Consider the following 14,022-nt stretch of genomic DNA (forward strand, 5'->3'; position numbering starts at 1 on the left):
GCCACGAACCCGGCAGGGCCGAACGCCCTCACCGGGCTGGGACCTTCGACGCCGCGGCCCAGCGCTGGACGACCAGCACGACACCGGGCACCGCGCTCAGCGCGAGCAGCGCAGCCGCGTCGGGCAGCGGCACGGGGTGCGTTCCGAGCAGCTCTCGCAGCGGCGACCAGGTCACCGCCAGCACCTGGAGGCCGGCCGCGACGGCGATTGCCACCTCCAGACCACGGGAGCGCCAGGCGAGGCCGGACCGGGGGCTGCGGATGGCCAGGCCCACCCCCAGCTGGGCCAGGCCCAGGGTGAGGAAGACCCAGGTCTGCACCCGGGACTCGGGGGCCAGCAGCCCGGCCACCAACGAGACCAGGGTGATCAGAGCACCGGCCACGAGGATCTGGCGGAAGAGGCCCTGCCCGAGCACCGACTTCTGGGGTGGCGGCGAGGGCCGGCGCATCACGGCCGGGTCCATCGGCTCCCCGCCAAAGGCCACCCCCGGTACGCCGTGGGTGAGCATGTTGATCCACAGGATCTGGCCCGGGCCGAGCGGCACCGGCATGCCCAGGAACGGGCCGACCAGGATGACCGCGACCTCCGCGAGACCGCCGGCCAGCCCGTAGCGCAGGAACATCCGGATGTTGGCGTAGATCCGCCGACCCTCCCCCACGGCGGTGACCACGGTGCGCAGGTTGTCGTCGGCCAGCACCAGGTCGGCGGCCTGGCGCGCGACCTCGGTGCCGCGGGCGCCCATCGCGATCCCGATGTCGGCCCGGCGCAGCGCCGGTGCGTCGTTGACGCCGTCGCCGGTCATCGCCACCACGTCGCCCCGGTCCTGCCAGGCACTCACGATGTCGACCTTCTGCTCGGGCCGGGTGCGGGCGTAGACGCCGATCCGGTCCACCCGGTCCACGTGCTCGCCGCGCAGGACCATGTCGCCGTCGGCGACCTCGGCGTCGACCCCGATGCCGAGCTCGGAGGCGATCGCCCGGGCCGTGGCCGGGTGGTCACCGGTGATCAGGACCGTGTGGATGCCCGCGGCGGCGCAGGCCGCGACCACGTGCGCGGCGTCCGCACGCGGGGGATCGGAGATGGCGGCCAGGCCGCGCAGGACCAGTTCCCCTTCGAGCCCACTCTCCAGCAGCTCGGTGGCCGGGCGGGTGGCGCCGCGGGAGTCGGCGATGGCCAGCACCCGGAAGCCCTGCTCGGCCAGCTGCCGGGTGGCCTCCCGGGCCTGCTCGGCGACCTGCTGGTCCTGGACGAGCTCGAGCACCACCTCGGGTGCGCCCTTGCAGATCGTGAGCCAGGTGTCCGCGCGCCGGTGGACCGTGACCATCCGCTGGAGGGTCGCGTCGAACGGGACCTCCTCGACCCGCTGCCAGTCACCGGCGTCCGCGGCCAGGGCGTCGTCGTACTTGGCGGCGGCGATGAGCAGCGCGGCCTCCATGGGGTCGCCGACGATCCCCCAGGTGTCGTCCTGCGGGGCCGAGAGCCGGGCGTCGTTGCAGAGGACGGCGTCGCTGAGCAGGGGCGTCAGGCTCCCGCGCTCGTCGGGCCCGACCACGTCGCCGGCGGTGCCGTAGCCGTGGCCGGTCACCTCCCAGGAGCCGGCCGGCGTCCAGAGGTGCTGCACGACCATCCGGCCCTCGGTCAGGGTGCCGGTCTTGTCGGAGGCGAGGACGGTGACCGAGCCCAGGGTCTCGACGGCCGGGAGCCAGCGCACGAGTGCGGCCTGCTTGGCCATCCGGAACGCGCCCATCGCCAGCGCCACGGAGACCACCGCGGGCAGCGACTCCGGGATGGCGGCCACCGCGAGGCTGACCGCCAGGATCAGCATCTCGGCGGCGTCCTCACCGCGGGCCAGGCCGAGGCCGAACACCAGGGCGGCCAGCGCCAGGGTGAGTACGACGAGCTGTTGCGACAGCCGGGACAGTCGCTGCTGTAAGGGGGTCGGGCGCGCACCCACCGACGCGATCGCGGTGGCGATCCGGCCGAGCCCCGAGTCGGCCCCGGTGCGGCTGATCTCGGCCCAGCCTCGCCCGCGGGTGACGACGGTGCCGGAGAGCAGCTCCTCACCCTCACCACGCGCGACGGGGACCGACTCGCCGGTCATCGCCGACTCGTCGACCTGGAGGGCAGCGGACTCGAGCAGGGTGCCGTCGGCCGGCACGATGTCGCCGGCCTCGAGGCGGACCACGTCACCGGGCACGACGTCGGCACTGTCGAGTCGCACGGGCTCGCCATCTCGAAGCACCGTGGCGTGCGGAGCCGAGAGCCGGTCGAGCGAGGCGATGGCGTTGGCCGCCCGTACCTCCTGGACCACCCCGATCGTGGTGTTGAGCACGATCACCGCGGCGATGATGCCGGCGTCGGCGAGGTCGCCGAGCAGCACCACGATGACCCCGGCCGCGAGCAGCAAAAGGATCATCGGGTCGCGCAGCTGGTCGACGACGCGCGACAAGGGGCTGCGCGGCTTGGGCCGCGGCGCGCGGTTGGCGCCGACCTCGGCCAGCCGCTCGGCCGCCTCGGCGCTGCTCAGGCCCCAGCTGGCGACAGGGGTCTCGGTGGTCACTTGGTGATGTCCCCGGCCTGCTCAAGCACCAGCCCGGCGACGGCGGTGACCGCGCCCGGCGGGACGATGCGGACCGGGCACTCGGCGTCACGCAGGACCGCGCGGCCGGTACCGCCGAGGGACCCGGTCGGGAACCCGTGGGCGTGGCGCACCAGGACCACCAGGTCGGCGTCGCGGGAGGCCCTCACGAGCGCGTGGGCGGGCTGGTCGTGCACGATCCGGATCTCCACGCCCACCGACGGGTAGGTCGTGCGCCACTCGTGCAGCAGCGTCTCGAGCTCGGCGGTGGAGCGCTCCGTGAGCTCGTCGGCCGCGACCCGCGAGACGACGATGTCGTCGTACCCAGTGGGGAGCTTCCACGAGTGCAGCACGAGCAGCCGGTCGCCGAGCGCAGCGGCGGCCGCGAACGCGTCAGCCAGCAGCTCGGTGGAGTGCGCCGGGGACTTCACGGCCACGACCACGGCACCGCGTGCCCCCGAGCCGGGCGGCCACTCAGGAGGTACGACGACCACCGGGCACGTCGCACGGGACGCGACGCCGGCGGCGGTGTTGCCGAGCAGGACGCGCTCGAAGAGCGGCCGGTCGTCGCGGCCGACGTACAGCACCGCGGCGTCGTGCGCGCCCTTGGCGAGCTGCGAGGCGCGCGGGCCGTGCCGCAGGTCGGTCCTGATGTGGAGGTCGGGCGCCAGCTCGGCGACCTCGGCCGCCACCTCGTGCAGGATGGCCGCCCCGGTCAGGCCGAGGTCCGGCCCGACAAGCGGCAGCATGGGAGTCATCGGCACGTGGTCGGGGACGACGTGCACGAGCAGCACCGGAGCGCCGAGGCGCCGGGCCTCGTCGAGCCCGGCGCGGATCGCGCCGGAGGTGCCGGGCGAGCCGTCGACGCCGATGGCGACGGGCTGAGTGGTGGGGTTCATGACGGGTTCCCCTTTCCGGGCTGAGCTGGTGGAGCAGGTGACACATGGGCGCTGGGGCCCGGGCCGCCGGCCCGGGCCCCAGCGTCGTCTAGATCGCCGCGCCGACAGCGACGAACGCTGCGGTGAGGACGAACAGGATCCCGACCAGCGGCAGTACGAACTTCAGGTACTGGTCGTAGCGGACCTTGGCCAGCGCCAGGCCACCCATGACCACGGCCGAGGTGGGCGTGATCAGGTTGACGATGCCGGAGGCGGACTGGAACGCGGTGACCACCATCGCCCGCTCCACGCCGGCGAAGTCGGCGAGCGGTGCCAGGATCGGCATCGCCAGGGCAGCGTGCCCGGACGTCGACGGGACCAGGAACGCGAGCGGGATGTTGATCAGGAACATCACGAGGCCGAACACTCCGGAGCTGGTGTCACTCACCAGGTTCTCCATGGAGTGCAGGATCGTGTCGGTGATGTCCGAGTTGTTCATGATCACGGTGACGCCACGCGCGAGCACGATGATCAGGCCGACGCCGATGAAGTCACCGGCGCCCTTGACCAGGGTGTCGGTCAGGCCCTTCTCGCCGAGGCCGCCGATCATGCCGACCACGAGCGACATCACGATGAACAGCGCCGCCAGCTCGGGGAAGTACCAGTCGAGCTGCCAGCCGTAGCTCTCGGCGGCGGGACCGTTGATGACCTGTGCCCACGGCACGATCGCGAAGATCATGAACGCGAACGTGATGCCGACGATGCCCAGGACGCTCTTCTCGCGACCGGTCAGGGAAGGTACGTCGCGCAGTCCCTGGAGACGCAGCAGGTCATCGCCCTCGACCTCACCGACCATCGAGCGGGAGGGGTCCTTCTTGATCCGGCGCGCGTAGCGCAGGACCCACCACACGCCCACGGGGACGAGCAGGAGGTACATCAGGAAACGGAAGCCGATGCCGTCGCCGATGGAGATCCCGGCCGAGTCCGAGGCCACACCGGTCGCGAACGGGTTGACCGTCGAGGCGAGGACGCCGATGCCGGCACCCACCAGGATGGTGGCCGCGGCGACCATGCGGTCATAGCCGAGGGCCAGCATCAGCGGGATCAGCAGGGCGTAGAACCCGAGGGTCTCCTCCGCCATCCCCTCGGTGGTGCCACCGATGGAGAACAGCACCATCAGGACGGCGATCAGGACGGTGCCGCGGGTGCTCATCCGCTGCGCGATCCGCGCCACACCGTTGTCGATGGCGCCGGTCTGCATCGCCATGGTGATGAAGATGCCGATGGCGATGACGAACAGGAAGACGCCGGCGGCGCCGTACAGCTCACCGGACTCGTAGGGCCCGATGTATCCATCGGGGTTGATCACGCCGTACAGGCCGTTGATGGGCGCCAGGAACAGCTCCATCAGCCGGTCGCCGAAGCCCAGGGCGCTGTCGGTGCCCTCGTAGCTGCCCGGGATCGGGGCTCCGGTCTCGGGGTCGACCTGGTAGTTGCCGGTCGGGACGATGAAAGCCAGCAGCCAGACCGCGATGGTCACGACGAGCAGCACCGTGAACGCGCTGGGGAATCTGAAGCTTCTCTTGTCCGGCTTGGCTGCCGCCGCCCTTGACGGGGGCGCCGCGTGCTTGGTGGCCATGGTTTGCCTCTTCTCGGTTGGACGTCTTCGGCCATCACCTAGCCAAACAGCCAAGGCCCTCGGCAGGACCTGCCGTTGGGCCCCGCTGAGTAGGACCTTCTGCTCTCCTTTACGCGCGCGCGCGCACGCAGTGTGGAGTCACCGACAACACGAAAGAGGCAGCACATGACTCTGCACGTTGACTCCGAGGTAGGCCGTCTCAGACAGGCGATCCTGCACCGGCCCGACCTGGAGCTGAAGCGGCTCACGCCCACCAACCACGACGAGTACCTCTTCGACGACGTGCTGTGGGTCAAGCGCGCCAAGCAGGAGCACGACGCCTTCGCAGAGACCCTGCGGGACCTCGGCGTCCAGGTGCACCTCCTCGACCAGCTGCTCGCCGAGACCCTCGCGGTCCCAGAGGCCCGCAAGTTCGTGCTCGAGGAGTCCCTCGACGAGTTGGTCTTCGGCCCGATGGCCCTGGACGCGCTGCACCAGGCGTTCGGCTCGATGGACGACGCCGAGCTCACGACGTACCTGATCGGCGGCATGACCAAGCGCGAGCTGCTCGACCGCGTCGAGGAGCCGTCCTCGGTGGTGGTCCAGGCCCTCGAGCTCGACGACCTGCTGCTGCCGCCGCTGCCCAACCACCTGTTCACGCGTGACACCTCCGCGTGGATCTTCGACGGCGTGTCGATCAACGCGATGCGCAAGCGGGCCCGGATGCGCGAGACCATCCACTACGAGGCGATCTACCGCTGGCACCCGCACTTCGCCGACGCGGACTACAGCGTCTGGTCCGAGGGCACCGTCAACGGTGCGGCGACGACCGAGGGTGGCGACATCCTGGTCATCGGCCGCGGCGCGGTCCTGGTCGGCATGAGCGAGCGCACCACCCCGCAGGGTGTCGAGCGGCTCGCGCGCCGGCTCTTCCGCGAAGGGAGCGCCACCAAGATCGTCGCGCTCTCGATGCCGCAGAAGCGGGCGTTCATGCACCTCGACACCGTGATGACGATGGTCAACGAGGACACGTTCACCAAGTACGTCGGCCTCGGGATGCTGCCGTCGTACACGATCGAGCCCGGCGACGCCGAGCACGAGCTCAAGGTCACCGCTCACCCGGCCGACTACATGCACCAGGCCATCGCCGACGCACTGGGGATCGAGAAGATCAACATCCTCACCGCCACGCAGGACGTGCAGGCCGCCGAGCGCGAGCAGTGGGACGACGGCTGCAACGTGCTCGCCGTCCGGCCGGGCGTGGTGGTCGCCTACGAGCGCAACGTCACCACCAACACCTACCTGCGCAAGAACGGCGTCGAGGTGGTCACCATCCAGGGCAACGAGCTGGGCAGAGGTCGCGGTGGTCCGCGCTGCATGACCTGCCCCATCGAACGAGAAGGGATCTGAGCGTCATGGCTTTCAACCTCCGCAACCGCAGCTTCGTCAAGGAGCTGGACTTCACCCCCAAGGAGTGGAAGTTCCTCCTCGACCTGGCCGCCGAGCTCAAGGTCGCCAAGTACGCCGGGTCCGAGCAGCCGCGACTGTCCCGCAAGAACATCGCGCTGATCTTCGAGAAGAGCTCGACCCGCACCCGCTGCGCGTTCGAGGTGGCCGCGTTCGACCAGGGCGCTCGGGTCACGTACCTCGACCCGAGCGGCTCGCAGATCGGGCACAAGGAGTCGATGGAGGACACCGCGCGCGTGCTCGGCCGGATGTACGACGGCATCGAGTACCGCGGCTCGGCCCAGACCAACGTCGAGACGCTGGCGGCGTACGCCGGCGTACCGGTGTGGAACGGACTGACCGACGAGTGGCACCCGACCCAGATGCTCTGCGACATGCTCACCATGCGTGAGCACAGCGGCAAGCACGACGAGGAGATCTCCTTCGCCTACCTGGGCGACGCCCACAACAACGTCGGCAACTCGCTGCTGATCTCCGGCGCCATGATGGGCATGGACGTGCGCATCGTCGCGCCGAGGTCGCTGTGGAACGCCCCCGAGGTGATCGAGGAGGCCAAGCGGATCGCCGAGGAGACCGGCGCCCGGATCACGCACACCGAGGACGTCGCCGAAGGCGTCGCCGGCGTGGACTTCCTCTACACCGACGTGTGGGTGTCGATGGGCGAGCCCAAGGAGGTCTGGGCGGAGCGGATCAACCTGCTCAAGCCCTACCAGGTCAACATGGACGTGGTGAAGGCGACCGGCAACCCCAAGGTCAAGTTCATGCACTGCCTGCCGGGGTTCCACGACCGCCACACCAAGGTGGGCGAGGAGCTCTACCAGCAGACCGGCATGGACGCCCTCGAGGTCACCGACGAGGTCTTCGAGTCGAAGCACTCGATCGTCTTCGACCAGGCCGAGAACCGGATGCACACGATCAAGGCCGTGCTCGTCGCGACGCTGGGAGGCTGACGTGCGCATCGTCGTCGCCCTCGGTGGCAACGCCCTGCTGCAGAGAGGGCAGAAGCCCGACGCCGAGATCCAGGAGGCCAACGTACGGCGGGCGGTCGCGGCCCTCGCGCCGCTCGCGAAGAAGCACGAGCTGGTGCTGACGCACGGCAACGGGCCACAGGTGGGGGTCCTGGCGCTGCAGAGCGCCTCCGACCCGCACCTCACCACGCCGTACCCCTTCGACGTGCTCGGCGCACAGACCCAGGGGATGATCGGCTACTGGCTGCTCCAGGCGATGCAGAACCAGCTGCCCGGGCAGCAGGTGGCCGCGATCATCAACCAGACCCTGGTCGAGGCCGCTGACCCGGCCTTCGACGACCCGACGAAGTTCGTCGGCGAGGTCTACGACCGGGAGCAGGCCGAGAAGCTCGCCGCCGAGCGCGGCTGGGTGGTCAAGGCCGACGGGGCCGGATGGCGCCGGGTGGTCGGGTCGCCCAAGCCGCAGCGGGTCGTCGAGACCCGGCTGATCCGGCTGCTCCTCGAGAGCGGCGCGGTCGTGGTCTGCGCCGGCGGCGGCGGTGTCCCGGTGATCCGGGACGAGCGCGGCGAGCTGGTCGGCGTGGAGGCGGTCGTCGACAAGGACCTCACCAGCGCGGTGCTGGCCGAGGCCCTCGACGCCGACGTCCTGCTGGTGCTGACCGACGTACCCAACGTCATGAGTGACTTCGGGACGCCGCAACAGGCCCCGGTGCTCCGGGCGACGCCGGGAGGCCTCCGGGCAATGGGCTTCCCGGCCGGCTCGATGGGTCCGAAGGTGGACGCCGTGTGCCGTTTCGTGGAGCTCACCGGTGGGGTCGCCGCGATCGGCACGCTCGACGACGCGGTCGCGATCCTGCGCGGCGACGCCGGCACGATCGTCACCCCGAGCGGCACCTACGACGGGCAACCGGTGCCGGTCCGGCACAGCCAGGGCCACCTGGCGGTCGCCGCGTCCTGAGCACCGACCCTCCGACCCCGGGACCAACGTCCCGGGGTCGCTGGGTCGCGCGACCCGGGCGCGCCGCGCCCGCGAGGAGGAGCGTGGCCTCATGACCGACATCCGAAAGATCACAGCCCTGGTGGTCTACGAGTCCATGTTCGGCAACACGCAGACGGTCGCGGAGGCGGTCGCCGGAGGGCTGCGGGACGAAGGGCTCGACGTCACCCTGACCCACGTCCACGACGCCCCGGCAGCCGACCGCTGCGAGTTCGACCTGCTCGTCGTCGGCGCCCCCACCCACGCGTTCTCGCTCAGCCGCCCCTCGACCCGCGAGGACGCCGTACGTCAGGGCGCACCCGCCGAGGTCGCGGTCGGCACCGGCCTGCGTGAGTGGATCGCGTCGATGAGCGTGGGCGACAGCGGACGCGTCGCGGCCACCTTCGACACCCGCGTCACCAAGGTGCGGCGGATCCCCAAGGCCGCGTCGACCCGCGCCGCCAAGCTCCTCTCCCGCAACGGCTTCCGGCTGGTCTCGCGCCCCGCCGGGTTCCTCGTCACCGACACGTCCGGCCCGCTGGAGGAGGGCGAGCTGGAGCGCGCGACGGCCTGGGGCCGAAGCGTGGGCGCGGCCGCCCGCGACCGGATGCTGGCATCCGCCACGGGCGGCTGACGCTCCCTCACCCCGCTCTGGGGACCGATGGCGGAGTTTCCGGGACCTTCTTCCTTGCTCCGGCGGCGCCTCGCGCGGGACTCTTGAGGTGAGCCCAGGACTCCTGGGCGGATCCGACGGAGGAGCCGAGATGTTCGTGCAAGACGTGATGACCCCCGACCCGGTGACGGTGCGGACGGACAGCTCGGTCAAGGAGGCACTCACCCTGCTCGCGCGCTACGACGTGACCTCGCTGCCCGTCGTCGACGCCGCCGGCAAGATCCGCGGCGTCGTGAGCGAAGCCGACCTGATCCGGGAGTCTGTCGCCCGTGACACCCGGGTCCAGGAGATGATCCGCAAGGACCCCGAGGTCACGCGCCCGCGCACGGTCGAGGAGGTGTTCACCCCCCACGCGGTCACGGTGCGCATCCGTGACGACCTCGCCGATGCCGTCGACGTGATGACCTCCACGATGGTGAAGAGTCTGCCCGTGGTCGACAACGACGACCGGGTCGTCGGGATCGTGAGCCGCAGCGACGTCGTGCGGCTGCTGGCCCGGGCCGACGACGTGATCCAGGCCGAGCTCGACGAGATGCTGCGCTCGCTGGGCCACTCCGACTGGCTCGTCGAGGTCCACGACGGTGTCGTGGACGTGAGTGGGCCGGCCGCGGAGAACGACCGGGAGATCGCGCGGCTGGCCGCGCGCACCGTGCCCGGTGTGGTCGAGGTGCACGTCGACTGAGGGCTCCTGGCAGGCTGGTGCCATGCCAGTGACACGAGGGTTCGGGGGCGGCCCCCGCCGGGGACGGCCGGACCGGCTGCCGCCGGGGCAGTACGACACTGGGCGCGACTGGCCGGTGCTCACGGCCGAGGCGCAGCCCGTGATCGCCCCCGAGGACTGGTCGATCACCGTCGACGGTCTGGTCGAACGGCCGGCCACCTGGTCCTGGCGGGAGGCGCACGCGCTGCCCGGATCGACGTACTTCGGGGACATCCACTGCGTCACCACCTGGTCGATGCTCGACACCACGTTCAGCGGGGTCAGCGTCGACACGCTGCTGGACCACGTCGGCCCGCGGCCCGACGCGGCGTACGTGATGGCCCACTGCTCCACCGGCTACACGACCAACCTGCCGCTGGCCGACCTCACCGGCGGCAAGGCCTGGCTGGTCTGGGAGTACGACGGTCGGCCGCTCGCCGCGGAGCACGGCGGGCCGGTGCGGCTGCTGGTGCCGCACCTCTACTTCTGGAAGTCGGCCAAGTGGGTCTCGCGTCTCGAGCTGATGGCCCGCGACCGCCCGGGGTTCTGGGAGCAGAACGGCTACCACGACCGCGGTGACCCGTGGCTGGAGCAGCGCTACCAGGGCGATCCGTGAGCCCCGCACCCGCCGGCGGCTGGACCACCGGCCGGGTGGTCACGCTCGATCGCATCGGCGACCGGCTGGTCCGGCTGCGGCTCGACGTCGCCGACCGCGTCGACCACCTGCCCGGCCAGCACTACGTGCTGCGGCTGCGCGCGCCCGACGGCTACACCGCCCAGCGTTCCTACTCGGTCGCCTCCGAGCCGGCCGACCCGCTCCTGGAGCTGATGGTCGAGTGCCTGCCCGGCGGCGAGGTCTCCGGGCACCTGCACGATGTCGCCGAGGCTGGTGACGTCTTCGAGCTGCGTGGTCCGATCGGCGGCTGGTTCACGTGGGCCGGCGAGGTCGAGGCGGTCTGCGTCGTCGGCGGCTCCGGGGTCGTGCCCGTCATCTCGATGCTGCGTCACGCCCGCACGCACGGGCTGCTCGACCGGCTGCGCGTGGTCGCCGTGGGCCGCACCCTGGCCGAGCTGCCCTACGCCGACGAGCTGCTGGCGGCGGGGGCGTTCGTGGCTCTCACCCGGGAGAACCTCGGCGACCGCGTCGCCGCACCGCCGTACGTCGAGGAGGTCGTGCCGCTCGTCGCGCGTGCCGAGCGGGCCTACGTCTGCGGCTCGGTCGGCTTCGCGTCGTTCGCCACCCGGCTGCTCGGCGAGGCCGGCGTGCGCGCCGACGTCATCCGGGTCGAGCAGTTCGGCGCCAGTGGCTGATGAGCAGGAGCTAGGCGGTCGGCTCGAGCTCCGCGGCGGGGTCCGCCAGGACCGCGTCGGCGACGGAGGCGTAGCACGGCAGGAACTTGTCGAGCGCGGTCAGGGACAGGACCCGGGCGACCGGGGGGCTCGGTGCGACCAGCCCGAAGGACCCGCGGAAGACGCGGGCCTGCTTGCGCGCGGCCACGAGCATGCCCAGCCCCGTGGAGTCCATGAAGGTCACGCCGCGCAGGTCCACCAGGACGTGCGTCGCGCCGTCGACCATCAGCTCACGCAGGCAGATGCGCACCGCGCTGGACGCAGCGAGGTCGACCTCGCCGGCCAGTACGACGACGCGGAAACGCCCATGTTCCTCGACCCTGAGGGCGGGCGAACCCGCCGGATCGGGAAGGACTGTTTCTGCCTGCATACCTCAGAGTGACACGCGTCGACCGCACCGCCTAACAAGTCACCCCGAGGGGTGGGGGCTCAGGTCCGGAGCGCCTGGCGCTGCGACGCCACGATCGCGGCCATCGCGGGCCGGGCCCCCTGGCTGAAGTAGGGGAAGCTCAGGAAGCCGTGGGGCATCACGTGGAAGTCCTCCACCCGCGCGTGTCCACCGGCGGCGACCAGCGCCTCGGCGTACTGGACCCCGACGTCGTGCAGGGGGTCGAGGCCGGCGACCACCACGACGGCCGGCGGCAGGCCGGACAGGCCGGGTGCGTGCAGCGGGGAGAGCCGCCAGTCGCTGGAGTCGGCGTCATCGGTGACGTAGTGGCCGTGGAAGACCTCCATGTCGGCGTTGCTCAGCACGATCCCGCGGGTGTTGGACTTGTAGGACTCGGTCTCGCGCAGGCCGTCGGTCAGGTCGGTGGCGGGGTAGACCAGGGCCTGGTGGCGCACTGTCGGACCGCCCTCCTCCCGGGCCATGATCGCGATGACGGCGGCGAGGTTGCCGCCGGCGCTGTCGCCCATCACCCCGATCCGGTCGGGGTCGCCGCCGAGCTCGTCGGCGTGGGCGGCGGTCCACACCAGCGCGTCGTAGCAGTCCTCGACCGCGGCCGGGAAACGGTGGGTGGGGGCGAGCCGGTAGTCGACGGAGACGACGACGGCGTCGAGGTCGGCCGCGACCGTCGTACAGATCCAGTCGCCCTGGCGCGCGTTGCCCAGCGCGAACCCGCCGCCGTGGAAGTTGAGGACCACCGGCCGCGGGCCAGAGTGCTTGTCGGGGGTGTAGACCCGCAGCGGCACGTCGCCGTGCGCCGCCGGGAACGAGGTCGTGGAGATCGTGACCCCCGAGCGAGGACGGCCCATGAAGAGCCCCGCGAGGACCGCGCCGAGACCGGCGTCGGGGATGACCGTGGTCTGCGCGCGCTCCAGCGCCCGCTCGTCCATGTGCTCGATCGAGAAGTTCTTGTTGGACTTCATCAGCCGGTCGATCGCCCGCACCCCGGCCGGCAGCTTGAGCTCGGTCATGACACCGATTGTGTCAGTCTCCTGGTCAGCGCGAGCCCGTGGCGGAACGTACCTGTCGGCCCGCCAGCCTCGATGCCTCCGGGTGTCAAGAACCCCGTCGTCAGATGTCCAAGTCTGACCACGCGCATCCGCAACTCGGATGACCGCTCGGATCTCGGCAAAGCCTGCTCTTCGAGCGCACGCTCAGCGTCCTCAGCGGCTGCTCGGCCCGGTCTCTCAGGTGACCCAATGGCCATGGCGCATCAACCACCGGTCGGGATCGGCACGTTCGATCCACGTCTGAATCTCCCGCGGTGCCAGGCTGAACAGAGTGCCGCCATCTCCGACATCGCTAGGACCGAAGCCGAGCCGTTCAGCGAACGCTAGGAGCAATCCCTTGTCATCAGCATCGACCGGGCTTACGGATCCCACCACAATCACCAGATCCCGCGTCGCGCCGATTGCCGCTCGGGCAAGTCCGCTCTCCAGAACGTTTCGACCCGTCCTGCTGGTCGCAGATGTGGCGAATAGCAACCGCTCGCTGGGCCAGACGAACGAGAGCGGCACGAGATGGGGTCCGCTGTCCGATGACGTTGCCAGCCAGAGGTCGCGATGTGTCCGCAGCAACGTCTCTGCGTTCTCCCTGCGCGATGCGGCGATAGACACGCCAGCAAGCGTTTCACACGCTGCGTCGGACAGTCCGCTCCCAAGCATGACCGCGCGGATTGCGGCATAGGGCACCTGTGATCAGTTCTGAGCAGCCACTGCTGCCGGTGGCGCAGCGCTCACGACCCGACAGCGGCCACCAAGAGCAAGACCTGCGCTCAATGGGCGTCCACCTGGGTCAACCGCCCCGTTACATGTAACATGGCGCCATGGCCGTTCGAGAGCGGGTGAGCGCGTACCGGGCCCGGATGCGGGCCCAAGGACTGCGACCTGTCCAGATCTGGGTGCCCGACGTGCGCTCGCCAGACTTCGCCGCCGAAGCTCACCGCCAGTCGGCTCTAGTGGCCGACGCTGATCGAGCAAGCGGTGACATGGACTTCGTCGAGGGCGTCTCCGCCGACTGGGACGAATGAGGCGCGGCGACATCGTCACCGTCGCCGGCGGCGTCTACGCGGCCAAGCCGCGGCCGGCGCTGACAGTCCAGGACGACCGCTTCGGCGCCACCGGGTCCTTGACGGTCTGCCCATTCACAAGCACCGAAGTCGACGCGCCTCTGCTACGCGTCTCTGTTGCTGCGGACGAGGAGAACGGCCTCGACCAGGACAGCTATCTGATGGTCGACAAGATCACCACCGTCCGAAGGAGCAACGCACTCACGGTCGTCGGGCGGCTCGAGGCAACGGCGTTGGTCGAGTTCGAGCGGCGACTACTCGTCTTCCTCGGCTTCGGCGCCTGACCGCACCCCCAACAAAG

15 protein-coding genes are annotated in these 14,022 nt (G+C 70.7%); 9 read left to right on the plus strand and 6 right to left on the minus strand.

Going from position 1 to position 14,022, the window contains the following annotated elements:
* Positions 1–28 precede the first annotated feature (28 nt).
* The 3 genes from BLR90_RS09600 to BLR90_RS09610 form a co-directional block, all read right to left on the minus strand.
* On the minus strand, positions 29–2,560 hold the full coding sequence (locus BLR90_RS09600) for a cation-translocating P-type ATPase (protein ID WP_091024943.1): 2,532 nt from the start codon (positions 2,558–2,560) through the stop codon (positions 29–31).
* Complete coding sequence (locus tag BLR90_RS09605; protein ID WP_091024945.1) at positions 2,557–3,477, minus strand: universal stress protein; 921 nt, start codon at positions 3,475–3,477, stop codon at positions 2,557–2,559. The genes BLR90_RS09600 and BLR90_RS09605 overlap by 4 nt, the downstream gene beginning before the upstream one ends.
* A gap of 88 nt (positions 3,478–3,565) precedes the next feature.
* On the minus strand, positions 3,566–5,095 hold the full coding sequence (locus BLR90_RS09610) for a YfcC family protein (RefSeq protein ID WP_091024947.1): 1,530 nt from the start codon (positions 5,093–5,095) through the stop codon (positions 3,566–3,568).
* A 165-nt stretch (positions 5,096–5,260) separates the two neighbouring features.
* On the opposite strand from BLR90_RS09610, the gene BLR90_RS09615 reads away from it, so the two are divergent.
* The 7 genes from BLR90_RS09615 to BLR90_RS09645 all read left to right on the plus strand — a co-directional run bounded on the left by BLR90_RS09615 (position 5,261) and on the right by BLR90_RS09645 (position 11,169).
* Positions 5,261–6,484 (plus strand): arginine deiminase, encoded by a 1,224-nt coding sequence (locus BLR90_RS09615; protein WP_091024948.1) that lies wholly within the window; start codon positions 5,261–5,263, stop codon positions 6,482–6,484.
* 5 nt (positions 6,485–6,489) lie between these two features.
* Positions 6,490–7,491, plus strand: a complete 1,002-nt coding sequence (argF, locus tag BLR90_RS09620; protein WP_091024950.1) for an ornithine carbamoyltransferase — start codon at positions 6,490–6,492, stop codon at positions 7,489–7,491.
* 1 nt (position 7,492) lies between these two features.
* Positions 7,493–8,467, plus strand: a complete 975-nt coding sequence (gene arcC, locus BLR90_RS09625) for a carbamate kinase (protein WP_091024952.1) — start codon at positions 7,493–7,495, stop codon at positions 8,465–8,467.
* A 91-nt stretch (positions 8,468–8,558) separates the two neighbouring features.
* The gene (locus BLR90_RS09630) at positions 8,559–9,119 is read left to right on the plus strand and encodes a flavodoxin family protein (RefSeq protein WP_218029345.1); all 561 of its coding nucleotides are present in this window, start codon (positions 8,559–8,561) and stop codon (positions 9,117–9,119) included.
* Positions 9,120–9,249: 130 nt separating this feature from the next.
* Complete coding sequence (locus tag BLR90_RS09635; RefSeq protein ID WP_091024953.1) at positions 9,250–9,840, plus strand: CBS domain-containing protein; 591 nt, start codon at positions 9,250–9,252, stop codon at positions 9,838–9,840.
* 22 nt (positions 9,841–9,862) lie between these two features.
* Entirely contained in the window at positions 9,863–10,474 is a 612-nt protein-coding gene (locus BLR90_RS09640) for a sulfite oxidase-like oxidoreductase (protein ID WP_091024955.1), read from the plus strand.
* A complete protein-coding gene (locus BLR90_RS09645; RefSeq protein WP_170254245.1) occupies positions 10,471–11,169 on the plus strand; it encodes an FAD-binding oxidoreductase in 699 nt (232 codons plus the stop codon). The genes BLR90_RS09640 and BLR90_RS09645 overlap by 4 nt, the downstream gene beginning before the upstream one ends.
* A 10-nt stretch (positions 11,170–11,179) precedes the next feature.
* On the opposite strand, the gene BLR90_RS09650 is transcribed toward BLR90_RS09645, so the two are convergent.
* The 3 genes from BLR90_RS09650 to BLR90_RS09660 all read right to left on the minus strand — a co-directional run bounded on the left by BLR90_RS09650 (position 11,180) and on the right by BLR90_RS09660 (position 13,269).
* The gene (locus tag BLR90_RS09650; RefSeq protein ID WP_091024957.1) at positions 11,180–11,578 is read right to left on the minus strand and encodes an STAS domain-containing protein; all 399 of its coding nucleotides are present in this window, start codon (positions 11,576–11,578) and stop codon (positions 11,180–11,182) included.
* 59 nt (positions 11,579–11,637) lie between these two features.
* Positions 11,638–12,624, minus strand: a complete 987-nt coding sequence (locus tag BLR90_RS09655; protein WP_091024959.1) for an alpha/beta hydrolase — start codon at positions 12,622–12,624, stop codon at positions 11,638–11,640.
* 216 nt (positions 12,625–12,840) lie between these two features.
* Positions 12,841–13,269, minus strand: coding sequence for a pyridoxamine 5'-phosphate oxidase family protein (locus BLR90_RS09660; RefSeq protein ID WP_170254244.1), 429 nt, complete (start codon positions 13,267–13,269; stop codon positions 12,841–12,843).
* Between the two features lie 209 nt (positions 13,270–13,478).
* Here BLR90_RS09660 and BLR90_RS09665 point away from each other — a divergent pair, with 209 nt between their 5' ends.
* Together BLR90_RS09665 and BLR90_RS09670 are read left to right on the plus strand one after the other, a co-directional pair.
* A complete protein-coding gene (locus BLR90_RS09665; RefSeq protein ID WP_091024963.1) occupies positions 13,479–13,682 on the plus strand; it encodes an antitoxin MazE family protein in 204 nt (67 codons plus the stop codon).
* Positions 13,679–14,005, plus strand: a complete 327-nt coding sequence (locus tag BLR90_RS09670) for a type II toxin-antitoxin system PemK/MazF family toxin (protein WP_091024964.1) — start codon at positions 13,679–13,681, stop codon at positions 14,003–14,005. Before BLR90_RS09665 ends, BLR90_RS09670 begins: the two co-directional genes overlap by 4 nt.
* Positions 14,006–14,022 lie beyond the last annotated feature (17 nt).

Origin of the sequence: Nocardioides szechwanensis (assembly GCF_900103935.1) — a bacterium.
Classification (GTDB): Bacteria; Actinomycetota; Actinomycetes; order Propionibacteriales; family Nocardioidaceae; genus Nocardioides; species Nocardioides szechwanensis.